Annotated in this window: 29 protein-coding genes; 15 read left to right on the top strand and 14 right to left on the bottom strand. The window is 67.9% G+C overall.

All coding sequences use genetic code 11. The annotated features are described in order from the left end of the window. Nucleotides 1–61: 61 nt before the first annotated feature. The gene (locus VMT40_RS22040; protein WP_326360484.1) at nucleotides 62–964 is read left to right on the top strand and encodes an LLM class flavin-dependent oxidoreductase; all 903 of its coding nucleotides are present in this window, start codon (nucleotides 62–64) and stop codon (nucleotides 962–964) included. Nucleotides 965–999: 35 nt separating this feature from the next. Here VMT40_RS22040 and VMT40_RS22035 read toward each other — a convergent pair whose 3' ends face one another. Next, nucleotides 1,000–1,497, bottom strand: coding sequence for an FxsA family protein (locus VMT40_RS22035; RefSeq protein ID WP_326360482.1), 498 nt, complete (start codon nucleotides 1,495–1,497; stop codon nucleotides 1,000–1,002). Nucleotides 1,498–1,642: 145 nt separating this feature from the next. Here VMT40_RS22035 and VMT40_RS22030 point away from each other — a divergent pair, with 145 nt between their 5' ends. Together VMT40_RS22030 and VMT40_RS22025 are read left to right on the top strand one after the other, a co-directional pair. Continuing rightward, on the top strand, nucleotides 1,643–1,948 hold the full coding sequence (locus tag VMT40_RS22030; protein ID WP_326360481.1) for a hypothetical protein: 306 nt from the start codon (nucleotides 1,643–1,645) through the stop codon (nucleotides 1,946–1,948). Beyond that, on the top strand, nucleotides 1,941–2,303 hold the full coding sequence (locus tag VMT40_RS22025) for a hypothetical protein (RefSeq protein WP_326360480.1): 363 nt from the start codon (nucleotides 1,941–1,943) through the stop codon (nucleotides 2,301–2,303). The genes VMT40_RS22030 and VMT40_RS22025 overlap by 8 nt, the downstream gene beginning before the upstream one ends. 6 nt (nucleotides 2,304–2,309) lie before the next feature. Here VMT40_RS22025 and VMT40_RS22020 read toward each other — a convergent pair whose 3' ends face one another. The 4 genes from VMT40_RS22020 to VMT40_RS22005 all read right to left on the bottom strand — a co-directional run bounded on the left by VMT40_RS22020 (nucleotide 2,310) and on the right by VMT40_RS22005 (nucleotide 5,319). Further along, a complete protein-coding gene (locus tag VMT40_RS22020) occupies nucleotides 2,310–2,972 on the bottom strand; it encodes a response regulator transcription factor (protein WP_326360478.1) in 663 nt (220 codons plus the stop codon). 57 nt (nucleotides 2,973–3,029) lie between these two features. Beyond that, complete coding sequence (locus VMT40_RS22015) at nucleotides 3,030–3,488, bottom strand: hypothetical protein (RefSeq protein WP_326360477.1); 459 nt, start codon at nucleotides 3,486–3,488, stop codon at nucleotides 3,030–3,032. Between the two features lie 59 nt (nucleotides 3,489–3,547). Continuing rightward, a complete protein-coding gene (locus VMT40_RS22010) occupies nucleotides 3,548–4,009 on the bottom strand; it encodes a MarR family winged helix-turn-helix transcriptional regulator (RefSeq protein WP_326360476.1) in 462 nt (153 codons plus the stop codon). Nucleotides 4,010–4,077: 68 nt separating this feature from the next. Continuing rightward, nucleotides 4,078–5,319 carry a sensor histidine kinase gene (locus VMT40_RS22005; protein WP_326360474.1) on the bottom strand — a complete coding sequence of 414 codons (1,242 nt, stop codon included), beginning with the start codon at nucleotides 5,317–5,319 and terminating at the stop codon, nucleotides 4,078–4,080. An 88-nt stretch (nucleotides 5,320–5,407) separates the two neighbouring features. Between VMT40_RS22005 and VMT40_RS22000 the strand changes: the two genes are divergently transcribed. Next, nucleotides 5,408–6,178 carry a TSUP family transporter gene (locus VMT40_RS22000; protein WP_326360472.1) on the top strand — a complete coding sequence of 257 codons (771 nt, stop codon included), beginning with the start codon at nucleotides 5,408–5,410 and terminating at the stop codon, nucleotides 6,176–6,178. Nucleotides 6,179–6,184: 6 nt separating this feature from the next. Here the strand turns inward: VMT40_RS22000 and VMT40_RS21995 are convergent, their stop codons facing one another. Further along, complete coding sequence (locus VMT40_RS21995; RefSeq protein WP_326360470.1) at nucleotides 6,185–6,991, bottom strand: TetR/AcrR family transcriptional regulator; 807 nt, start codon at nucleotides 6,989–6,991, stop codon at nucleotides 6,185–6,187. Nucleotides 6,992–7,177: 186 nt separating this feature from the next. Here VMT40_RS21995 and VMT40_RS21990 point away from each other — a divergent pair, with 186 nt between their 5' ends. Both VMT40_RS21990 and VMT40_RS21985 read left to right on the top strand, forming a co-directional pair. Then, nucleotides 7,178–8,704: a TldD/PmbA family protein gene (locus VMT40_RS21990; RefSeq protein WP_326360468.1), complete on the top strand. Its 1,527-nt coding sequence runs from the start codon at nucleotides 7,178–7,180 to the stop codon at nucleotides 8,702–8,704. A gap of 38 nt (nucleotides 8,705–8,742) precedes the next feature. Next, the gene (locus VMT40_RS21985) at nucleotides 8,743–10,137 is read left to right on the top strand and encodes a TldD/PmbA family protein (protein WP_326361721.1); all 1,395 of its coding nucleotides are present in this window, start codon (nucleotides 8,743–8,745) and stop codon (nucleotides 10,135–10,137) included. A gap of 28 nt (nucleotides 10,138–10,165) precedes the next feature. Here VMT40_RS21985 and VMT40_RS21980 read toward each other — a convergent pair whose 3' ends face one another. After that, the gene (locus VMT40_RS21980; protein WP_326360467.1) at nucleotides 10,166–10,621 is read right to left on the bottom strand and encodes an Lrp/AsnC family transcriptional regulator; all 456 of its coding nucleotides are present in this window, start codon (nucleotides 10,619–10,621) and stop codon (nucleotides 10,166–10,168) included. A gap of 183 nt (nucleotides 10,622–10,804) precedes the next feature. Here VMT40_RS21980 and VMT40_RS21975 point away from each other — a divergent pair, with 183 nt between their 5' ends. The 3 genes from VMT40_RS21975 to VMT40_RS21965 all read left to right on the top strand — a co-directional run bounded on the left by VMT40_RS21975 (nucleotide 10,805) and on the right by VMT40_RS21965 (nucleotide 12,132). Next, nucleotides 10,805–11,464: an AzlC family ABC transporter permease gene (locus tag VMT40_RS21975; RefSeq protein ID WP_326360466.1), complete on the top strand. Its 660-nt coding sequence runs from the start codon at nucleotides 10,805–10,807 to the stop codon at nucleotides 11,462–11,464. Continuing rightward, nucleotides 11,464–11,766: an AzlD domain-containing protein gene (locus VMT40_RS21970; RefSeq protein ID WP_326360465.1), complete on the top strand. Its 303-nt coding sequence runs from the start codon at nucleotides 11,464–11,466 to the stop codon at nucleotides 11,764–11,766. The genes VMT40_RS21975 and VMT40_RS21970 overlap by 1 nt, the downstream gene beginning before the upstream one ends. Before the next feature lie 78 nt (nucleotides 11,767–11,844). After that, the gene (locus VMT40_RS21965) at nucleotides 11,845–12,132 is read left to right on the top strand and encodes a hypothetical protein (protein WP_326360464.1); all 288 of its coding nucleotides are present in this window, start codon (nucleotides 11,845–11,847) and stop codon (nucleotides 12,130–12,132) included. A gap of 19 nt (nucleotides 12,133–12,151) precedes the next feature. Here VMT40_RS21965 and VMT40_RS21960 read toward each other — a convergent pair whose 3' ends face one another. The 4 genes from VMT40_RS21960 to VMT40_RS21945 form a co-directional block, all read right to left on the bottom strand. Beyond that, nucleotides 12,152–13,297 (bottom strand): RNA polymerase sigma factor, encoded by a 1,146-nt coding sequence (locus tag VMT40_RS21960; RefSeq protein WP_326360462.1) that lies wholly within the window; start codon nucleotides 13,295–13,297, stop codon nucleotides 12,152–12,154. Continuing rightward, nucleotides 13,294–13,698 (bottom strand): YciI family protein, encoded by a 405-nt coding sequence (locus VMT40_RS21955; protein WP_326360461.1) that lies wholly within the window; start codon nucleotides 13,696–13,698, stop codon nucleotides 13,294–13,296. Before VMT40_RS21955 ends, VMT40_RS21960 begins: the two co-directional genes overlap by 4 nt. Before the next feature lie 45 nt (nucleotides 13,699–13,743). Then, nucleotides 13,744–14,241 carry a pyridoxamine 5'-phosphate oxidase family protein gene (locus VMT40_RS21950; RefSeq protein ID WP_326360460.1) on the bottom strand — a complete coding sequence of 166 codons (498 nt, stop codon included), beginning with the start codon at nucleotides 14,239–14,241 and terminating at the stop codon, nucleotides 13,744–13,746. Nucleotides 14,242–14,340: 99 nt separating this feature from the next. After that, complete coding sequence (locus VMT40_RS21945; protein WP_326360458.1) at nucleotides 14,341–14,946, bottom strand: GNAT family N-acetyltransferase; 606 nt, start codon at nucleotides 14,944–14,946, stop codon at nucleotides 14,341–14,343. Nucleotides 14,947–15,142: 196 nt separating this feature from the next. On the opposite strand from VMT40_RS21945, the gene VMT40_RS21940 reads away from it, so the two are divergent. Further along, on the top strand, nucleotides 15,143–15,739 hold the full coding sequence (locus VMT40_RS21940; protein WP_326360457.1) for a dihydrofolate reductase family protein: 597 nt from the start codon (nucleotides 15,143–15,145) through the stop codon (nucleotides 15,737–15,739). A 127-nt stretch (nucleotides 15,740–15,866) separates the two neighbouring features. Continuing rightward, nucleotides 15,867–16,835 carry a S1C family serine protease gene (locus tag VMT40_RS21935; RefSeq protein ID WP_326361720.1) on the top strand — a complete coding sequence of 323 codons (969 nt, stop codon included), beginning with the start codon at nucleotides 15,867–15,869 and terminating at the stop codon, nucleotides 16,833–16,835. Nucleotides 16,836–16,848: 13 nt separating this feature from the next. Here the strand turns inward: VMT40_RS21935 and VMT40_RS21930 are convergent, their stop codons facing one another. Further along, on the bottom strand, nucleotides 16,849–17,115 hold the full coding sequence (locus VMT40_RS21930) for a helix-turn-helix transcriptional regulator (protein WP_326360456.1): 267 nt from the start codon (nucleotides 17,113–17,115) through the stop codon (nucleotides 16,849–16,851). Between the two features lie 78 nt (nucleotides 17,116–17,193). On the opposite strand from VMT40_RS21930, the gene map reads away from it, so the two are divergent. The 3 genes from map to VMT40_RS21915 all read left to right on the top strand — a co-directional run bounded on the left by map (nucleotide 17,194) and on the right by VMT40_RS21915 (nucleotide 19,708). Further along, nucleotides 17,194–17,961: a type I methionyl aminopeptidase gene (gene map, locus VMT40_RS21925; protein WP_326360455.1), complete on the top strand. Its 768-nt coding sequence runs from the start codon at nucleotides 17,194–17,196 to the stop codon at nucleotides 17,959–17,961. A 248-nt stretch (nucleotides 17,962–18,209) separates the two neighbouring features. Further along, on the top strand, nucleotides 18,210–18,902 hold the full coding sequence (locus tag VMT40_RS21920; RefSeq protein WP_326360454.1) for a hypothetical protein: 693 nt from the start codon (nucleotides 18,210–18,212) through the stop codon (nucleotides 18,900–18,902). A gap of 119 nt (nucleotides 18,903–19,021) precedes the next feature. Continuing rightward, nucleotides 19,022–19,708 carry a TetR/AcrR family transcriptional regulator gene (locus tag VMT40_RS21915; RefSeq protein WP_326360453.1) on the top strand — a complete coding sequence of 229 codons (687 nt, stop codon included), beginning with the start codon at nucleotides 19,022–19,024 and terminating at the stop codon, nucleotides 19,706–19,708. A 166-nt stretch (nucleotides 19,709–19,874) separates the two neighbouring features. Here the strand turns inward: VMT40_RS21915 and VMT40_RS21910 are convergent, their stop codons facing one another. Beyond that, nucleotides 19,875–20,579: a glyoxalase gene (locus tag VMT40_RS21910; protein ID WP_326360452.1), complete on the bottom strand. Its 705-nt coding sequence runs from the start codon at nucleotides 20,577–20,579 to the stop codon at nucleotides 19,875–19,877. Between the two features lie 115 nt (nucleotides 20,580–20,694). Between VMT40_RS21910 and VMT40_RS21905 the strand changes: the two genes are divergently transcribed. Beyond that, nucleotides 20,695–21,075 (top strand): PPOX class F420-dependent oxidoreductase, encoded by a 381-nt coding sequence (locus VMT40_RS21905; RefSeq protein WP_326360451.1) that lies wholly within the window; start codon nucleotides 20,695–20,697, stop codon nucleotides 21,073–21,075. A gap of 71 nt (nucleotides 21,076–21,146) precedes the next feature. Here the strand turns inward: VMT40_RS21905 and VMT40_RS21900 are convergent, their stop codons facing one another. Beyond that, nucleotides 21,147–21,683 carry a hypothetical protein gene (locus VMT40_RS21900; protein WP_326360450.1) on the bottom strand — a complete coding sequence of 179 codons (537 nt, stop codon included), beginning with the start codon at nucleotides 21,681–21,683 and terminating at the stop codon, nucleotides 21,147–21,149. Between the last annotated feature and the right edge of the window lie 251 nt (nucleotides 21,684–21,934).

Genomic DNA, 21,934 nt, shown 5'->3' with positions numbered 1-21,934 from the left:
ACGGCGAATATTACCGCCTCACTGATAGTCAGCACTACTGACGATCAGTACGATTGATGGAGTGACGAATATCAGCTTCGGCCTCAAGACCACCCCCATGCGCGTCGAGTACCGCGACATCCTGCGTGTGTGGGAGGAAGCCGACGACCTGCCCGAGATCGCCGACGCCTGGCTCTGGGATCACCTTCTTCCCCTGTCCGGTCCCCCGAACGGCCCGATTCTGGAGGGTTGGACCCTGCTGTCGGCCCTCGCCGCCCGCACCCGCCGCCTCGGCCTGGGACTCCTGGTGACCAGCAATCGAATCCGCGAACCCGCGGTCCTCGGCAAGATCGCCAGCACGGTCGACGCGATCTCCGGCGGCCGTCTCATCATGGGCTTGGGTGTCGGCGGCACCCGCCAGCCCGCCGACACCGGCGGCATCCCCGGCCCGAACCCCGCCGAGACCGAATACGCCGCCTACGGCCTGCCTCTCGTGTCCCCCGCCGAGGGCCTGGCACGGCTCTCGGAAACCATCCGCATCCTCGAAAACATGTGGACCGAACCGGAATTCGACTTCCACGGCCGCTACTACACTCTCGAGGGCAACCGCAATGAACCCAAACCGGCCCGCCGCCCACGGCTACTGCTCGGCGGCTGGGGCAACCGCACCCTCCGCCTCATCGCCGAACACGCCGACCTCTGGAACATCCCCGGCCCACCCCACAACGACCTGCCATTCCTCATCGACCGCGCACGCGCCCTCGACACCCACTGCGCCGCCCTCGGCCGCAACCCCTCCGACATCACCCGCTCGGTGCAGTACATCGTCGACTACGACGACCCGACAACCACCCGCCACACCGTCCTGGACCTCATCGGCGCGGGCTTCACGCACGTAGTGCTCAGCCTGCGTGCGCCCTATCCGGACAAAGCAGCAATATGGCTGGCCGAAAACATCATCACCCCGGTCCGCGACCAACTCTGAGGTCGCGCGACCGGGGTGACGAAACAGATTGAGGCTCAGCGAGGATCGATGGCGCGGTATCCGTTGCCTTGGCCGTCGTCGTAGTACTCGGTGACCACGGTGGCGTCGATGACCTCACCATCGGGGTCGATCACGACGTTGCGATAGCCGTACGGGCCGACTGCGGTGGCGACCCGGCTCAGGCGACGCGCGGCGAAGGCCGCCACGATCGGACGGAACACGAACCGCGTCACCGGCAGCAGGGCCAGCAGGCCGAGGACGGTGGTGAGTAGGCCGGGCACGAACATCAGGACCGCGCCGACGCCGACCAACGCCCCGTCGGCCACCGCGGTACCCGGATCGAGTTCACCTCGGGCGGCCCGCCGGAACCCTTGGAACACCCGTCGCCCCTGCGACCGCACGAGCACCAACCCCACGGCCGACCCCGCCAACAACAGCAGGATCGTCGGGAACACGCCGATGAAATGCCCCACCACGATGAGGGTGGCGATCTCGGCGACGAACCAGGCGAGGAACAACAGTGCAGGAGGCATCGGGCGATCCTTTCGATCGATCTACCCCTCCAACGCACAACCCCCTGATTTTTCTCCCACCTGCGTCCCCGATCACACAACGTCCCTTGCGGTATCTTCGAGCATCATCCGGTAGTCTGTCAGTACCGCTAGGTAGTCTCCACGCGTGGCTATCAAGCTGTATTTCGCACTGGCACAGATGATGGCGAACAACGGCATCGATCTGACGCCTGCCGATGTTCGGGAGTTGATGCGCCGATGGCTAGCAGGACTACGGCCAGCGTGGGGCGAACCGGCCTTCGATCCGGCCACCGGGTGGCTGATGTTCCAACTGTGGATGCGGACCGACGATGGATCCCCGGTCCAGATCACCGGCCGAGTCACACCGCCCGACTTCTACGTCACCGATGTTCGGTCGCTGACCGAGAACGAAGCCGCCGAATTCGCTCAATGGGAGGCGCGAAATGACTGACGACACCACCCCTACCAATGACGTGACGCCAGAGGAGATGGCCGCGATTGTGGCTCGCGCGCAACGCGGTACCGGTCGGCAGGTCGAGTTGGCTGCCGACACGGACGCGTCGCCGGGTCTCAAGCCGCGGTCGGTGAAGATGTCGGACGAACTCGACCTACGTGTTCAGATCCGTGCTGCGGAGCTGGGGATGAGCAAGTCGGCGTATTTCCGCTGGCTCGCCGAACAGGATTTGAAGTATGCCTACAGCGACGAGCCGGAGACCGTGCCTCTCGAACAGGCCCGGGAGGTGGCGCGCCGCGCGGTGGACGAAGCGCTGGCACGCCTGTCCCATCGGCCCGGCCACGCCGCCTGACACCTGTCAGGCGCTGCCGGGGCGGACGAGGCCGGTTTCGTAGGCGAGGACTACGGCTTGGACTCGGTCGCGGAGGCCTAGTTTGGTGAGGACTCGGCCTACGTGGGTTTTGACGGTGGCTTCGGAGAGGAAGAGGGCGGCGGCGATTTCGGCGTTGGAGCGGCCCGCGGCGATGTGTTCGAGGACTTCGCGTTCGCGGGCGGTGAGGACGTCGAGGACGGCCGGGTCGCGGCCCGCGGCCGGATCGTCGGCGATGAGGCGGTCGAGCAGGCGTTTGGTGACCTTCGGGGAGACGACCGCGTCACCGGCGGCGACGCTGCGGATGGCGGAGATGAGGTCCTCGGGTGGAGTGTCCTTGAGCAGGAAGCCGCTGGCTCCGGCGCGCAGCGCGCCCAGGGCGTGCTCGTCGAGGTCGAAGGTGGTCATGACGAGAACCCGGCTGCCGCAACCGGATTCGATGATGCGCGCGGTCGCGGTGACACCGTCGGTGATCGGCATGCGCACATCCATGAGCACCACATCGGGCCGCAACTCGTTGGCGCGAGCAATGGCGGCCGCCCCATTGTCGGCCTCCCCCACCACCTCGATATCGGGGTGGGCACCGAGCACCATCCGCAACCCCGCGCGCATGAGCTCCTGGTCATCGACAACTAGAACGGTGATCGGCACCCTGACAACCTATCCGGTGCGTCCGGCGAACCTGGAATTCGCCGGACGCCCACCGGGTCAGGACCGCAGGAATCCGAAGGCCGTGCGCCGCAGCTGGCGGTCCAGTGTGGCGATCAGGTATCCGGCGCAGGCGAGCAGCAGCAGGCCTTGAACCATCGGGGCCGCTACGGATTCCGCGCGGTGCGCCGTAATGCCGATGACGCCGTCGGCGACCTGGCCGATGGCCAGCAACACCATGGCCGGAATCAGCGCGATGCGGGCCCGCCGCACGACCAGGACCAGGGTCAACACCGACAGCGCCACGGTGCGGGCGACGAACAGGTGCAGATAGAGCCGGTCGCCCGGATCGATCGGCGTGGACGACCCGAACGCCATCGCGGGGTTGTGGGCGAACGCCAGGGCGAAGGCGCCCGAGGACACCGCGGTGAAGGCGGTCAGGGCGAGGATCGGCCACCAGCCGCGCGGACGCGACACCGGGGTGGCGATGGACTGGGACGGGGAGGCGGTGAGTGTCATGGCAAGCTCCGAAATTAGACAGCTGACCTGTCCAGTATGGAACTAGACAGGTCGCCTGTCTACCCCCGTGTCGGAGGGTTTTCCGAGGCCGCGTCGAGCGCGCTGACCAGATGCTGCAGCAGCGAGCGGAGCAGCTCGACCTCTTCCGGACTCGTCAGTTCGGCCCACTGCCGTTCCACCCGGTCGCCCGCCGCGGCCGCGACCGGCCGGGCGCGGCGGCCGCGGTCGGTCAGCAGGACCAGCTGGGACCGCGCATCGCGCGGATTCGGTTGCCGCTCCAGATAACCCGCTCCCACCAGCCTGTTCACGGTCTCGGCCATGGTCTGTTTGCGGACCCCCGCACGCGCGGCCAGCTCGCCGACCGTCACGCCTTCGACGGGCACGAAGGGGAAGGCCTTGGCGTCACTGGGCCGGATGTCGCCGAAACCGGCGTCGCGCATCGCCGCATCGACGGCCTGCGCGTAGTGCTGATGCAGCAATCGGGACAGCAAGGTGATCCGAGGCTTTCTGGGCGCGTCCATTCGAAGGGCCTATCTCGCGAGAATTTGGTCAGCTAACTGTCTAGTTTAGCGTGCGGGTCCACGTTGCTTCACTCGCCGGTCTCGCGGTCGAGGGGGATGGTGGCGCGGACGGTCCAGCCGCCGTGGGGGTTTCGGCCTGCGGTGAGGGTGCCGCCGAGGACGGCCATGCGTTCGCGCATGCCGACCAGGCCCAGGCCGCTGCCGGGGATGCGGGTGGGGGTGGGCTCGACAACCGCGAGTTTGGTTGCGGTGGTGGTGGATCCGTGGGGGCAGCTGCCATTCGGGGTGGCCGGGGTCAGGGGTGGGCCGCCGGAGTCGGTGATCTCGACCAGGACGGCGGTGTCGCGGCGGGTGACGCTGACCTCGGCGTGGGGGTCGGGGCCCGCGTGGCGCAGGGTGTTGGTGAGCGATTCCTGGACGATGCGGTGGATGCCGAGGCTGACCTCGGGGGTAACGGTGTCCAGTTCGCCGGACAGTTGCAGGGAGACGTCCAGTCCGGCGCTGCGCATCATGTCCACGACCTTGGCGATGCCCGCGGTCCCGTGCTGCGGAAGTTGTTCGGGCGCATGCTCGGTGCGCAACAGTTCGACGGTGCGGCGCAGTTCGCGCAACGCGTCACGGCCGGTCCCGGCGATCGTGGTGAGGGCCTGTTCGGCGACGTCCGGGTTCTGGCGCAGGGCATAGCGTGCCCCGTCGGCCTGCACGATGATGACGCTGACCGCGTGGGCGACCACATCGTGGAGTTCGCGGGCGATGCGGGTGCGTTCGGCGGCCACCGCGTCGTGCGCGCGGCGTTCCCGGTCGTAGTCGGCGACCGCCAGGCGGGCCGCGACCTCCGCGTCGTAGGCGTGGCGCGCGCCGACGAATTCGGCCATGGTCCAGCACAAGGCGTAGAACAGCACGGTGAAGGCGAGATCGGTCGCGGGCGGCGGCGCGACCACAGTGGCCGCGATGAGACTGTCGAGGACGAGAACACCGAGATACGCGAGCCCTTGGCGGCGGCCCACATACGCGACCAGCGTATAGAGCATGATCCCGAGTCCCAGCAGGGCCGGGTGGACGGACTTGTCGCCGAGACCGCCGTTGACGAACGAGGTGAGAATCGACAGCACCACCACGGCGATGGCCGCGGCCCAGGTGTGGGTGCGCCGGAACACGATCGGCGCCGCCAACAGCACACTGAACACCAGATAGCTGACCTTCGAGGTGCTGTTGGACACGGCCAGCACGTCGATGGCCAGCAACAGGACGGCCAGCAGCGAATCGGTGATGAGGGGCTTGCCACGCAGCCACAAACTGAACCGGCGCACCCATCCACCCTACGGTCGCGACCGGCAGACACCCGCCCCGGCACTCAACCGTTTGATCTTGCTCCGCACTTTCTGGTTGGGTCTGCCTGTGAGCCTTGCGGACTGGGCGGTCCTATTGACCGCGGCGACGGCGGCCGGTTGGGTCGATGCGGTGGTCGGTGGCGGCGGACTGATCGTCCTGCCGACCCTGTTCGTCGTCCTGCCCGGCCTGGCCCCGCAAACGGCATTGGGCACCAATAAGATCGCGGCCTTCTCCGGAACGAGCGCGGCCGTGCTCACCTTCTCCCGCAAGGTCCCGATGCGCTGGAAGGTCCTCGTCCCCGGCGCGGCGATCGCCGCGGTCGCGGCGGCCTGCGGCTCGGCGGCGGTCGCGTTGATCGACAAGCGGCTGTTCATCCCCATCGTGATGGTCGTGCTCGTCGGTGTGGCGATCTTCGTGACCCTGCGCCCCTCGGTCGGGGTCACCATGGCCACCCATCCCCCGACCCGCCGCAAGACGATCCTGGTCGTGGCCCTGGCCGCCGGACTGATCGGCCTCTACGACGGCGTGCTCGGCCCCGGCACCGGCACCTTCCTGATCATCACCTTCGCCACCCTGCTGGGCACCGAATTCGTCCGCGCCGCAGCCATGGCGAAGGTCATCAACTGCGGCTCGAACCTGGGCTCGCTGATCTTCCTGGCGAGCACCGGCCATGTCCTGTGGGCATTGGGCCTTTCCATGGCGGTCGCGAACATCGCCGGTTCGATCGTCGGCTCCCGCATGGCGATCGCCAAGGGCGCGGGCTTCGTCCGCGCCGTCCTCCTGGTGGTCGTCATCGTCATGGTCGTCCGCCTGGGCTGGCAGCAGTTCGGCAGCTGACCCGGCTCAGACGCGAGCGTCCTCGGGGTGGCGGTGGGTGGGCAGGTAGCGGTCGAACCCGGGGCGGGGCACCGACTCCTGGGTGAGGCGGTGAACCGTGCCGAGGGGGCGCAGCTGCTCGGGCTCGGGGCGTAGCGGAACCTCGGACAGCAATTGGGTTTGCTCGCCGGGCAATTCGCGCGCAGCGGGAGCGGGCTGGGTCAGCCAGGGCGCCAAGACCTTCGAGGTGGTCTCCTGGATCTTGCGTTGCAGCGCTTCGCCGTCCTCGAGACCGGGGCGCTGGAACAGCACGGTCAGCGCCCCCGACACCGCACCCACGACCGCGCCGACCAGCGCGGCCGCACCCACATCGTCGAGCTCGTCGGGGAAGGCGGCGCGCAGCTGCCGCGCGATCTCCTGCTGCGAGGCGAGCTGCGCGTAAGCGGCGCGCCCGGACACCGCGGGCACGGTGCGCGAAACCTGTGCGCGCAGTACGGCGATCCGCGCAGCCAGGGTGTCGCCGAGGTGGTCGCCGGGATTGTCACCGGCGGCGCGCAGGGCGCGCAGCAGCACCTCGACGGGGCGTTCCCCGGGGCGGCGGGTGGCGATGGCGCGCACGGCGGCCTGCACTCTTTCGTCCGGCTCGGGGAACAGCAGTTCCTCCTTGCTGGCGAAGTAGTTGAAGAACGTTCTGGTGCCGACTTCGGCGGCGGCCGCGATATCGGCGACGGTGGTCGCCTCGTATCCTCGGCTCTCGAACTGTTCTACGGCGGCTTCGAGCAGGGCTCGGCGGGTTCGTTCCCGTTTGCGATCGCGGAGTGCGGATGGCGGCACGCGGGCAGACAGTACGGCATCCGGCCAGCAAAACGTGGCATGTCCAGCGCGTGTGCGTGCCGTTTCATCCTGTGCGCGTTGGCACTTCACGCATTGTTGCAGCGTATGCAGGTTTGCACGGTGTGATTTTCTTTCGGGGTGAGTCGATTGTTGAACCCTCGGCGTGTCGGCCTCTAGGTTGGTTCGGTGAGCATCGCTACCACCGTCGTGGACGACCAGTTCCGCGCGCTGCCGCTGTCCGCGCTCGCCGACGCCGCCCTGAGCGCGGCCCGCGCGGCCGGGGCCGAGTACGCGGACCTGCGCGTGCATCGACTTGTGCAGCAGTCCATCAGATTGCGTGACGGGCGTGTCGAATCGGTGTCCGACAGCACCGATCTCGGGTTCGCGGTGCGCGTGATCGTCGACGGCACCTGGGGTTTCGCCTCGCACGCCGACCTGACCACCGACACCGCCGCACAGGTGGCCCGGCAGGCGGTGAACGTCGCCACGACCCTGCGGGCACTCAATCGCGAACGCGTCGAACTGGCCGCCGAGCCGACCTATACCGACGCGCAGTACGTCTCGGCCTACGACGTCGATCCCTTCTCCGTGCCGACCCCGGAGAAAGTGGCGCTGCTGCTGGACTATTCGGACCGCCTCAAGGCCGCCGACGGCGTGGACCACGTCACCGCGTCGGTGCTGCAGGTCAAGGAGCAGACCTTCTACGCCGACACCTTCGGCTCCCGCATCACCCAGCAGCGGGTGCGCCTGCACCCGCAACTCGAGGCCATCACCGTCGACCCGTCCGCGGGCGTGTTCGAAACCATGCGCACCCTCGCCGCCCCGGCCGGTCGCGGTTGGGAGTACGTGACCGGCGCGGACGGAACCTGGGACTGGGCAGGCGAACTCGCCCGGATCCCGGAGTGGCTGGCCGAGAAGGTGAAGGCCCCGACCGTGCAGGCCGGTCCCACCGACCTGGTCATCGACCCGACCAACCTGTGGCTGACCATCCACGAGTCCATCGGCCACGCCACCGAATACGACCGTGCCATCGGCTACGAATCCGCCTACGCGGGCACCTCTTTCGCCACCCCCGACCAGCTCGGCACCCTGAAGTACGGCACCCCGATCATGCACGTCACCGGTGACCGCACCCAGCAGCACGGCCTGGCCAGCGTCGGCTGGGACGACGAGGGCGTGGCCGGACAGCAGTGGGATCTGGTGCGCGAGGGCATCCTCGTCGGCTACCAGCTCGACCGAGTCTTCGCCCCCCGCTTGGGACTCGAACGCTCCAACGGCTGCTCCTACGCCGACTCCGCCCACCACGTGCCCATCCAGCGCATGGCCAATGTCTCGCTGCAACCGGATCCGGTCAACGACACCAGCACCGCCGAGCTGATCTCCCGTGTCGAGAACGGCATCTACATCGTCGGCGACAAGTCCTGGTCGATCGATATGCAGCGCTACAACTTCCAGTTCACCGGCCAGCGTTTCTTCCGCATCCGCAATGGCGAGTTGGCCGGGCAGCTGCGCGATGTCGCCTACCAGGCCACCACCACCGACTTCTGGGGTTCGATGGAAGCCGTCGGCGGACCGTCGACCTGGGTGTTGGGTGGCGCGTTCAACTGCGGCAAGGCGCAGCCCGGACAGGTCGCCGCGGTCTCGCACGGCTGCCCGTCGGTCCTGGTGCGCGGCATCAATATTCTCAATACCCGCGCCGAGGCCGGACAGTAGGCAGCGTCTTCTCCACGAAAGGACCGACAACGGTGAGTGTGCTCCCCGCCCCCGAGGTCGTCGAACGCGCGCTGCGATCCTCCCGCGCGGACGAGGCCATGGTGATCGTCACCGACGCCCACGAGGCGTCGCTGCGCTGGGCCGGAAATTCCATGACCACCAATGGTTCCTCGGTGGCGCGGGACTGGGCGGTCGTCTCGGTGTTCCGCGACGGACCGAATGCCGCCCGCGTGGGCAGCGTCAGTTCCACCAGTGTCGATCCCGCCGACATCGAGGCCGTGGTGCGCGCCAGCGAGGAGGCCGCGCGCACCGCCGAACCCGCCCGCGACGCCATGCCGCTGCTGAACCCGGACGCCGTCGCCGACGCCGCGGACAAGCGGCTCGATTGGGCAGGCGATCCGGCCACCACCGATATCGGCGTATTCACCGCGCTGGCAAGCGATCTCGCCACCGGATTCGACGGCGCGGACCGCCTCTACGGTTTCGCCCACCACCAGATGCACTCCACATGGCTGGGCACCTCCACCGGTGTGCGGCGACGTTGGGTGCAGCCGACCGGCTCGGTGGAGATCAATGGCAAGCGCGGCGCGGGCGCGGATCTGGCCAGCGCCTGGGTCGGTACCGGCACCACCGATTTCACCGACGTCGACACCCCCGGCCTGCTCGCCGAACTGTCGCGCCGCCTGGACTGGAGCAAACGCCGCGTCGAACTGCCCGCGGGCCGCCACGAAACCCTGCTCCCGCCGTCCGCGGTCGCCGACCTCATGATCTACATGGCGTGGACCATGGAGGGCCGCGGCGCGCACGAGGGCCACACCGCCTTCTCCCGCGCGGGCGGCACGCGAATCGGCGAGCGCCTCACCGACATTCCGCTCACCCTGTACTCCGATCCGTCCGCCACCGGCTTGGAGTACCGGCCGTTCGTGGCGACCCCGTCGTCCTCGGAGTCGCTGTCGGTCTTCGACAATGGCCTGACCGCCCAACGCACCGACTGGATCGGGCAGGGTGTCATCGAGTCCCTGGTCTACCCGCGCGCCACCGCCGCCGAATTCGACGCCCCCGTCACCGTTCCCGGCGAGAACCTGCTCATGACCGGCGGTACCGACGCCACCCTCCCGGACATGATCGCCAATACCGAACGCGGTCTGCTGCTGACCTGCCTGTGGTACATCCGCGAGGTCGACCCGGCGACTCTGCTGCTCACCGGCCTCACCCGAGACGGCGTCTACCTGGTCGAGAACGGCGAGGTCACCGCCGCGGTCAACAACTTCCGCTTCAACGAGAGCCCCTTGGACCTGCTGCGCCGAGTCACCGAGGCGGGCCGCACCGAAATCACCCTTCCCCGCGAATGGAAGGACTGGTTCACCCGAACCGCCATGCCGCCCTTGCGGATTCCCGACTTCCACATGTCCTCGGTCAGCCAGGCCACCTGACCCGATCCCCCACGGCCCGCATCCGGCCTCAGGTCAGATGCGGGAACCCGGTCGTCTTGACGACCTTCATCGTGAACTGGGAGTGCAGCCGCGCGACGCCGGGCAGATCCGCCAGCTTCTCCATGAAGAACTGCTCGTAGGCATCGGCGTCGGCGACCGCGACCCACAGCAGGTAGTCGGGATCGCCGAACATGCGCCGACATTCGACGATCTCGTCGAATTCGGCGACCTTCGCCTCGAAGGATTCGACCGCCCGGCGATTCTTGATTCCCATGTTCGCGTGCACGAGCACCTCGAAACCGCGGCCGATGGCCCGCGGATCCACCCGGGCGTGATAGCCGGTGATGACGCCCGCCTCCTCCAGATTGCGCACCCGGCGCAGACACGGCGAGGGGCTGAGCCCGACCTCTTGCGCGAGTTCAACATTGGGCATCCGCGCGTCCCGCTGGAGGTGGCACAGAATCGCGCGATCGATCGAATCCATGGATCGAAATACTAAGTCCTCGCCGAATCTAGGGCTGTTTATGGCGTGATCACAAGTGCCAGTGGCACTCTGTGCTCAGTCGTTCCGGGAAGGGGACCGAGTCCGGTGGCCATTCACAAAGAGCAGGATTCCGACTGGAATACACTGCGCTCCAAGGTAATTCGTGACAGTCTGGGAATCGGTGTGGCGACCGGAACCTACGGACTGTCCTTCGGTGCGCTGGCGGTGGCCGCGGGCTTGTCGCTGCCGCAGCTGTGTGCGCTGTCGAGTCTGATGTTCACCGGCGCATCGCAATTCGCGATGGTGGGTGTGGTCGCCGCCGGTGGGAATCCCTTCGCGGGCGCGGCCACCGCCGCACTGCTGGGCAGCCGCAATGCGCTGTATGGGCTGCATCTTGCTCCCCTGTTGCACGTGGCCGGATGGCGACGGCCGGTGGCGGCGCACCTGGTCATCGATGAGAGCACCGCGATGACCGTGGGTCGGCCGCCAGGTCCGGCGAAGCTGGGCTTCTGGACGGCGGGATTGGCGGTCTTCGCCTGCTGGAACCTGGCCACCCTCGCGGGTGCGTTGGGCACCCGCCTGCTGTCCGATCCACGAGTCCTCGGGCTCGATGTGGTGGCCCCCGCCGCGTTCCTGGCGCTGTTGGCACCGCGCATGGTCACCGGTCAGGCGTGGGTGGTGGCGTTGCTGTCCGGCATTGTCGCGCTGCTGGCCGTGCCGATCCTGCCCGCGGGTGTGCCGGTGTTGGTCGTTGCCGTGGTCACCGCATTGTTCGGCGTCATGATCGCCCGCCGCGCGTCCGACCCAGAGCTGGTCGACCATTCGCAGAGAGGAGTTCTGTAATGCTTTGGTGGGCAATCATTGTCGGCTCGGCCGGTTGCTACCTGCTGAAGTTGGCGGGCCTGTCGGTGCCCGAGCGGATTCTCCAGGACACGCGCGTTCAGAAGATCGCCGCACTCTTACCGATCGGACTGCTGACGGCACTGTTGGTCATTCAAGCGGCGACCACCGAGCACCGGATCGTGGTCGACGAACGCTTGGCGGGGATCGCCGCCGCATGGATCGCCCTCCTGCTTCGTGCGCCATTCCTGGTCGTGGTCGCCGTCGCCGCCGCGACGACCGCGACACTGCGTGTCCTGCTCTGACCTGGCGGCTCTGGAACACCTTGCCTACGTTGCGATCTGCGGCGAAGAATCAATGGACCGTCGGCGTAGGAAGAAGCTATGACCACCATCCCGCACATCGATGGACCTCCGCCGCTGTGGTATCTGGCGCTCTTGCTGGTGAGCGGGATCGTTCTCTTGGCGCTGACCATCCCGCGGTCTCTGGACTGGTGGTGGCGCTCGGCGAATGCGGCGTGCGGCAGCTTGTGTGTCGGTTACTGGATCTATCTCGCGTTCTTCTTCCACACCGGCACCTACCTGATCATTCTGAAGTTGTTCGTACTGCCCGCCATGCTGGTCGTCATATCGGTGTCGGCGTTGCGCGGCAAGAGATCGAAAGATAGGTGAACGCCAGGGTGGCCGCCGATCAGCCGCGCAGGAGTTGGTGGAGTCGGGCGGCCTCGCGGGTCAGGTGGTCGCGTTCGGGCATGCTGGTGGCCGTGTGGGCGGCCTCGGTGTAGAGCTGGGCGGCCTGCTCGAGGTCTCCGGTGCGTTCGAGTAGGTAGGCCCGAACGGCGGTGTAGCGCGGCAGGTTTGGATCCAAGGCCTTCAGTTCCGCCAGGCCCGCCTGGGGTCCGTCGGCCTCGCCGATGGCGACCGCGCGGTTGAGGCGGACCACGGGGTTGTCGGTGAATCGCAGGAGTTCGTCGTACCACTCCACGATCTGCACCCAATCGGTGTCGGCGGCGGTCGGGGCGTCCGCGTGCAGGGCGGCGATCGCGGCCTGGGCTTGGTATTCGCCCAGGCGGTCGCGGGCCAGCGCCGCTTGCAGAATCGTCACCCCCTCGGCGATAAGGCCGGTGTCCCACAAGGTTCGGTCCTGCGCGGCGAGTGGGATCAGGCGGCCGTCCGGGCCGAGACGGGAGGCGCGGCGGGCGTGGTGCAGCAGCATGAGGGCGAGCAGCCCCGCAACCTCGGGCTCGTCGGTGGCCGCGGCGAGTTGGCGAGTGAGCCGGATCGCCTCGGCCGCGAGATCGATATCGCCGCTGTAGCCCTCGTTGAACACGAGATAGAGCACGTGCAGGACCGTCGCCGGATCGCCCGGCCGATTCAGCGGCAGCCCGGCGAGGCGCTTCTTGGCGCGGCTGATCCGTTGTGCCATGGTCGCTTCCGGCACCAGGTAGGCATTCGCGATCTGTCGGGTCGTGAGCCCGCCGACCGCGCGCAGCGTCAAGGCCACGGCCGACGCGGGCGACAGCGAGGGATGCGCGCACAGGAAATACAGCCACAGCGAGTCGTCGGTCCCCGACACCGGCCCGCTCTCCGGCTCGACCTCCACCGCGAGTTCCCTTCCGCGCCGGGAATTCTCGGCCCGGGTGGCGTCGAGGAATTTGTGCCACGCGGCGGTGACGAGCCAGCCCTTGGGGTCGCGCGGTGGATCCTGCGGCCAGGTCTCCACCGCGCGCACCAGCGCCTCCTGCACGGCGTCCTCGGCCGACGCGAAATCGGCTCCGCGCCGGACCAGGACACCGATCACCGCGGGCACGAGCTCCCGCAGCAGCGCCTCGTTCATTCGGTCACAACGGGCAGCGACGACAGGACCGGCCGCAATTCGAGCCACTCGTGAATCGGTTTGCCGCCCGCGCCCGGTGCCAAGGACAGCTCGGCGGCCAATTCGAGGGCGCGCTCATAGGATTCGACATCGATCACCATGAAGCCCGCGATCAGATCCTTGGTCTCGGCGAACGGCCCATCGGTGATCGGGCGACCGTCACTGTCGGAGCTGACGAAGCTGCCCTGCGGGGTGAGTGCCAGCTCATCGACGAACTCGCCGGTTTCCACGAGCCGGTTGGCGAAGTCCTGCATGTATTTGATGTGGGCGCTGACCTCGTCGGGGGTCCACTGATCCATCGGAATGTCGTTGGCCGAGGCCGGTGCACCCCGGTAGTGCTTGAGCATCAGGTATTTGGCCATTGTCTTCTCCTGGTGTGTGTAGGGCCATTCTGGCCGGAATCGATCTCAGGCGTTGGAGCGTTCGGCGCGTTCGCGGATCAGTTCCTCGACCGCGCTGGGCAGGGTGGTGTCGAAATCGATGAGTTTTGCCCAGGTCGGGGTGACGACAATGCGGACCATGCCGTCATAGAGCGAGCGCACCTCGGCCTCCCACTCGACGCGCTGCTCGGCGGTCATCTGGTAGCTGCCGTTCATCTGCAGGTACTCCCAGGGAATGCCGTCCACGACATCCAATTCGACCCGGCCGCGAATGAGCAGGATCTTGGGCGGATGCACCTCGGTGTCGATGGTCAGCGCGACCATCGGGTTCTTGCGCAGCGCGTGCAGTTTCGGGGCGTTCTTGCTGGTGCACAACACGAGTTCGGTGCCGTTCCAGTGGAAGGCGATCGGAATGCTGCGCGGGGTGCCGTCGGTGGCGACATACGCCAGGCGGGTCAGGTCGCGAGCCAGCAGTTCCTGGCTGAGCGGACGGTTCAGGATTTCGGTGATCTCGTTCGGTTCCATGCACCAGGGACGGAGCCGCCCGACGGTTCTCGACATCCGCCGCGAAAATTTCTCGAATTTTTTTCGCACCCGGTTGAGCAGCGCAAACGCCACGGCGCACTACATGCGCGGTCGGCGCATGAACCAGTTCGGGACCCCCAGCACCTCGGCCTCGTCGATGACGGCGAATCCGAATCGCTCGTAGAACCGCACGTTCTCGGGCTTGTCGGTCTCGAGATAGGCCGCCGCACCCCGATCATCCACGCGCGCACAGAAATCGGTGAGCATCAGCGTCCCGATGCCGAGCCCCTGCAGCCCGGCATCCACCGCCACCGGTCCCAAATGCCAATGCGGTTCGGCCAGATCGCGCTGCGCCCACGCATTACTCCAGCGCACCACCCGCCCGGTCGTGCCCGGCGGGGTGCCCAGCACGACCGTGGGCAGGATGCGCGCCTTCTCCCCCGGCGTCGTATGACACCGACCCGGCGGTGCCATGCCGCACACACCGACGACCCGTCCCTCCCGCAAGGCCCCGCCGACGGTCCCACGCCCGGCCAAGCCGTGCACGGCCGGACGGAAGAACCTGGTCAGCACCCGCTCGCGCCGACCCGAATCCGCGGCGAACGCGGCCCGGTTGATGGGGTTGTCGCGCATCCCGCGCCCGAGCACCGCCGCCGCCTGGCGCAGCTGCCCCCGGGCCAGCTCCCGGACCTCGATCTCGACCATTCGCCGCGCCCCCGTCCTGCCTGGATCTGCGGTCCATCATCCCCGCGTCGGCGGTGTTCGGACGGGAAACCGTTGCGCGCCATGGTTTCGCGAAAACTTTTTTCGAGATGAACGATGATTCCCCGATACCGGCTCCGACTTCATCGCAGAGACGGCAATCCTCGCCGTTTCGTTCCACACATGAAGGAGTAAGACCATGAGCAAGGTAGTCACCGGCGCGAGCATGTCCCTCGACGGCTTCATCGCGGGCCCCGACGAAACCGGGTTCGAGCACCTGTTCGCCTGGTACCAGAGCGGTGACGTCCCGATCGCCAGCACCCACCCCGAGATCCCGTTCAACCTCACCCCCTCCGATGCCGACTACCTGCAAAACTGGCTCGACAGCGTCGGCGTCTACGTCGTCGGCAAGCGACTGTTCACCCTGACCAACGGGTGGGGCGGCATCCACCCGGCCGACAAGCCCATCGTGGTGGTCACCCACAACGTCCCCGAGGACTGGATCGCCGAGCACCCCGACGCCCCGTTCACCTTCGTCACCGGTGGCGTGAAGGCGGCCATCGATGTGGCGCGCGGCATCGCCGGGGACAAGATGGTCGGGGTCAGCGGCGGCGACGTCGCCCGCCAATGCCTGGAACAGGGCCTGCTGGAAGAGATTTCGGTCGATATCGTCCCGGTGCTGCTCGGCGGCGGTGTCCCGCTGTTCGGCGCGCTGGGCAACGCGCCCGTGCTGCTCGAGGATCCGGAGATCATTCCCGGCACCCGCGTCACCCACCTGAAGTACACCATCCGCTGAACACGGTTGCGCTGTCGGCGAACCGGTTGTCGCGATGCCCGATGCGCGCGCATTCTGGTGCCAGAGGCAATGTAATCATGTAATCGGGATGGTGGTCGTCGTGGACGACGAAGCTGCCCTCTCGTCGATGGACGAGAACGCGAACTCCGAGCCGGTCGCCCAGCCCGGCTTCGGAACCCCCGACGCCGCGGCGCTGGACTCCTACTCGCGCACCGTGATCGCGGTCGCCAAATCGGTGACCCCGCACGTGGCCAGTGTGCAGACCCGCCGCGGCGGCGGCTCGGCGGTGGTGTTCACCGACGACGGCTTCCTGCTCACCAACGCGCACGTGGTGGGCGAGGCCAGCAATGGGACCGTGGTGTTCGCGGACGGGCTGGAAGCGAAATTCGATGTGGTGGGCGTGGATCCGCTCTCGGATCTGGCGGTGATTCGCGCCCGCGGGGGCGCACCGCGCGCGGTGGTGCTCGGGGACGCCGACCGGCTGGTGGTCGGCCAACTGGTCGTGGCCGTCGGCAGTCCGCTCGGTTTGGCCGGGTCGGTGACGGCCGGGGTGGTGAGCGCGCTGGGTCGCTCGGTGCCGGTGGGCAATCGCCGCGCGGCCCGGGTGATCGAGGACGTGATCCAGACCGACGCCGCCCTCAACCCCGGCAATTCCGGTGGGGCGCTGGCGGATTCGGCCGGATGCGTGGTCGGGATCAATACGGCGGTGGCGGGCATCGGGTTGGGGCTGGCGATTCCGATCAATGCCACCACGCGGCGGATCATCAGCACCCTGCTCACCGAGGGGCGGGTGCGGCGCGCCTACCTCGGGGTGGTCGGGGTGCCCGCCCCGCTGCCGACGGCGGTGGCCGCGCGCACCGGACAGGATGCGGGGCTGCGCATTGTCGAGGTGGTGCGCGGCGGTCCGGCCGAGCGGGCCGGATTGCGGCGCGGGGATCTGGTGCTCAGCATCGCGCGCACGGAAATCCGTGACGCGCAGGGCATTCAGCGACAGTTGTTCGCCGACGCCATCGGGCGGTCGCTGCCGGTGACGGTGCTGCGCAATGGCGCGATGGTCGACGTGATCGCGGTGCCGGTGGAGCTGACCGTCGACTGATCAGGGCGCCGAGTTAGGACGCGGGGCGGTGCGCGACGCTCGGCTGCCAGATGTCGGCCAGCTCCTCGAGGGGAATGTCGAGGGTGCGGCTGAGTGCCACGACGGTCCCGAAGGCCGGGGTGGGCAGCCGCCCCGATTCGATCTTCCGCAGCGTCTCCGGTGAAATACCCGCGCTCGCGGCCACATCCACCAGATCCCGGTCGCCGCGCGCGGCGCGCAGCGCGGCACCCAGGCGGCGACCGGCCTCGAGCTGGGCGGGCGTGAGCGGCAGTCGAACCATGCCCGCCACCCTACGGCTGGTATTTAAATACCGCAACCCGCTACGCTGGTATTAAAATACCGAACGAAAGAGGTTGTGATGGTAGAGCTCAAGAGCCCCGCCGAGATCGAACGCATGCGCGTCACCGGACGGTTCGTGGCCGAGGTCCTCGCCGAACTGCGCGAGAAGGCGCAGATCGGGGTGAACCTCCTGGAGCTGGAAGCGATTGTGCGCGAACGCATCCGGCAGCGCGGCGCGGTCTCCTGCTACTGGGACTACTCCCCCTCGTTCGGTCGCGGCCCGTTCCGCAACACCATCTGCCTCTCGGTCAACGACGCCGTGCTGCACGGACTCCCGTTCGACTACGCGCTGCGCGACGGCGATGTGCTGACCATGGATCTGGCCGTGAGCATCGACGGCTGGGTCGCCGATTCTGCGGTCACCACGATCGTCGGCACCTCCGACCCGGAGGACGTGCGCCTGATCCGCGCCACCGAGGACGCCCTGGACGCGGCCATCGCGGTCGCCCAGGCGGGCAACACGATCGGCGACCTGTCGGCCGCCATCGCCGCCGTCGCCCACGCCGCGGGCTACCCCATCAATACCGAATTCGGCGGCCACGGCCTGGGCCGCACCATGCACGAGGACCCCCACGTCCCCAATGCCGGTCGCCCCGGCCGCGGTTACCGCCTGCGCCCCGGCCTGACCCTCGCCATCGAACCCTGGTTCGCCCGCACCGCCGACCGCATCGTCACCGACCCCGACGGCTGGACCCTCCGCTCGGCCGACGGCTCCCGCACCGCCCACTCCGAACACACCATCGCCATTACCGAGTCCGGCCCGCAGGTCCTCACCCGCAACGAATGAACGCGTCGCCGTACGGATTCCACCGCCACCCTGAGAGTTCGGCCGATGTGGCCGATCGACACAAATCCCCTTCATGACACTCCGAGGCGCGGCGCGGGGTTGACCACATTGCTGTGATCCAGCTAACGCCTCGCCGAACTAAGCGACCGCTTAGCTTGGATGTGACCGGAGCCACGTAAACCCCCGACAGGTTCCGGCCAACGGAGAACACCTGTCCCCGCAGGTGCCAGCTCGTGAAGGACCCGCTGATGAGGAAAATCGCCGCCACCTCCGCACTGTTGATCGGCTCGGCCGTCATCGGTTGCGGATCGGCGCACGCCGCGCCCGCTCCCGCCGACCAGGCCCCGGTGAACTGGGTCGCGAACACCGCCGAAGACGGCACGATGGTCATTCGCACCGACGCGGGCAGCCTGCGTGTCGACAACGGCGTCTTCAAGATCGCGGCCGCCGACGGCACCGTCCTCGCGGGTACCGAATTGTCCTTCCGCGTCGACGATTTCGTCTTCCCCATCACCGCGCAGGTCACCGATCGCACCGCAACTCTCAGCCCGCGCTTCGATGAGGCGCACGCGGTGTACCAGCCGGTGGCGCTGCCGTTCGAGGATCAGGCGCCGTGGAAGACCCAGTACGACCGGGAGCAGGCCGCGTGGAACCGCCTGCGCGACACCATCAGCATGGGCGCGACGGTCGGCACGCTGGTCGGCGGGCTCGGCGGCGCGGCCGTGGGCTGTGTCGTCGGCGCGGGCGTCGGCCTCGTCGCCACCGGTGCGCTGGCCACCCTCTTCGGGCTCGGCCCGCTCGGCGGGTGTGTGCTCGGCGCGTCGACCGTCGGCTTCCTGGGCACCCTGGCGGGTCAACTATTCGTGACCGCCCCGGTCGCCATCGCCGCCGCGGTGCAGTACTTCACCACCATCAACCAGCCACTCACCCCGGCGAAGTAAGCCAGCGACCGGGCATGCCGAATCCTCTCGCCGGAGGGGCCTTCGGTGCCCCACCGGCCGGGCTGCCCTCGAGCCCGGCCGGTGGCAGGGTGAAACATTCACTGGGAGATACTCATTCGATGGGTAACGACGACGTGACGACCGACGCCGCGCGCGACGTGGCGCCGAATGCCGAGACCGACGGCCGCGACACCGCCGCGGTGGCGCATCTCGAGCTGTCCCAGCGCCGCTTCCCCGAGGGCCAACGCCGGATCTTCCTGGCCGCCATCGACGCCTTCGCCGAACGCGGCTTCCACGCCACCACCACCCGCGATATCGCGGCCCGCGCCGGGCTCAGCCCCGCGGGCCTGTACGTACACTTCGGCTCCAAAGAGGAAGTCCTCTACCGCATCTCCCTGTCGTCCATGCGGCTCACCCAGCAGGTGGCCACCGCCGCGGCGGCCGGGCCGGGCAGCGCCGCCGACCATCTGACCGCCGTGGTCGGCGACCTGACCGTGTGGCACGCCGACCACGCGGCGTCGGTGAAGGTGGTGCTGCATCACCTGGGCGACCTGACCCCCGAGCACCGGGCCGAGGTCATCGACATTCAGCTCGCCATCCACCGCCAGCTGCGCGATCTGGTCGCCGCGGGTGTGGCCGAGGGCGTGTTCGATGTGGTCGACACGCACGCGACAACGCTGGCGCTCATGTCGCTGTGCGTCGACACCTCCCGCTGGTACACCAAGGACTACCGCCGCACCCCCGAGGAGATAGGCGCCGACTACGCCACCATCGCCCTGCGCATCGTCGGCGCCCAACCCGCCTGATCGCGACGAAGTCCCGACCGGGTCCTGCGCATCGCCGGGCCGAGCCCACCACATCGCCACGAAGTTCCGGCCCGGCCCCACACTTTCCCGGCACCGGCCGCGTGATCGTGGCATCATGCGGCGATATCGATGCGCATCACGGCGGATTCACGCTGCCCACGTCCGTTCACTCCTGCACGTCGGCGACCGCGTCCAGGTCCTCGGCGATCGCCGCGCGGTCCGACTCCGTGAGGCCCAGTTCGTCGATTTGCGCCAGCAGGTCGGTGACGCGGCCGGAATCGCCTGCGGCCGCAGCGATTTCGGCGAGCATCGCCAGCGCCCGGGCCCGTTCCAAGGGTGTGGCGGTCGCGCCGTGGCGGCGCAGTCCGGTTTCGATGGCGCGGGCCGCCGTGGCATCGTCGGTCTTGGAGTCGCGGAAGATGCGGGCATTGTCGAGCACCCGCGCCAGGCCCTCGAGTTCCTTCGATCCGCCGTATTCGGGGTCGGGCTCATCGTGCTGGACATAGATGATGGTGTTGCCGACCGGGTCGACCACGCTGAAACGCGTCTGTCCCGGCCGGAATCGGGTGATTCGCGGGACGCCCTTGCTGGGAATCTTCCCGTAGCGGGCGCGCAGGGCCGCCTTGAACTCGGCATGCCAGGGCTCGACCTCGTCGACGAACACCACACAGCCGGTATGCGCTTCCTCGCCCTTGCCGTTCATCCCCTTCGGTGTCGGCCCGAAATGCAGCTGGTATCCGTCGCGTTCGACCATCCCGTAGGTGTAGGGCCGGGTCATCTCGTAGGTGACCCGGTACCCCAGGGTCCGATAGAAGTCCAAGGTCTGCGGTAGATCCCCGCCCCAGAGCACCGGAACCGAAATTGCCGCCATCATGCGCCTCCTCGCCGATCGGGTACCGAGCCCAAGGTACGGATCGACGGGGGTCACGCGCATATGGCTCGGCGCGTGATCCACGTCGCTGCCCGCGAGCGGATAGGCTGCGGGCGTGGACAACACGTTCGAGTCATTGGGCAAGGCGAACTATGTGCAGCTGACCACCTTCAAGAAGGACGGCACGCCGGTCGGGACGCCGGTATGGGCCGTGCTCGACAATGGCCGCCTCTATGTCTGGACGGTCACCGACAGCTGGAAGGTCAAGCGCATCCGGCGCAATCCCGAAGTCACCGTGCAGCCGTGCGACTTCCGCGGCAAGACCCACGGCGAGCTGGTCAAGGGTTCGGCGCTCATCCTCGACCCGGCGGGCTCGGAGCGCACCCGCGAGCTGATCAAGCGCCGCTACGGCATCCTGGGCTGGATCAGCATCACCCTGAGCAAGCTGCGCCGCGGCGACACCGGCACCATCGGCATCGAAATCGCTCCTGCATAACGCTTTTCGCGCACAGCGCGGCCGCCGAACCGACGGGGACCGGTCCGGCGGCGACGTGCGCACCTCCAGTTCTAAGGCTGGTCTCCGGCGATGATCGCGCCGAGCAGACCACCGACGCCACAGCCGACGATCGCGCCGACGACAAAGAAGAAGAACCCGATCACCGCGCCGACGACGCAGCCGATGAGCGCCCCGGCCACGATCGACCCGGCATTGGCGACACTCTGCAGCGCCACGACATCGGCCGTCGGGGCGGCGACCTGCGTGGGATCGGCGGGCCGCACCGTCAATTCGGTTCCGGCCGCGTTCACCTCGGGTACGACGGTGAGCACGCGATCGGCGGCCTGATAGACCAGCGGCAGCGAGCCGATGATCTCGCCCGAGGGCGCGATCACGTTCACCCCGGCGCCGCCGAGTTCGAAGTGGCCCGCGGTGAGGGTGGTGGTGACCGCGCTGCGATCCGGTGCGAGCGTGACCGAATAGTCGACACCCCGATCGGCACCGGTAATGCCGGGCGCGGCGACGGGTGCGCCGTGCGCGGTCACGGTGGCGACGCACAGCGCGGCGACGGAAAGTAAAGCGGTAGCGGCGATTTTGGCAATTCTCATGATGGTTCCCTGCGATCTACGAGCCGATTCGCCGCATGGCCGAGCAGGCGTACCCGAAGGTAACACCATAAGACCGCAACGATTGCGCGTACCCGTGACGCGGCAAATCGGGGAATTCCCAATTCGAATTTTCAATCCCAATAACATCATTGGGTGGCCCGACATCTCCCCGAGTACGACGCCGGGACGATTCTTATGATCCTCTTAGGGACACGCGCAGGGAAGACCCAGGTGCCGGGGTTGTCCGCCTT

The organism is Nocardia sp. CDC160 (assembly GCF_035818795.1).
Taxonomy (GTDB): Bacteria; Actinomycetota; Actinomycetes; order Mycobacteriales; family Mycobacteriaceae; genus Nocardia.
Note: the sequence above shows the minus strand (reverse complement) of the source record. Positions and strands in the feature narration are given on the sequence as shown.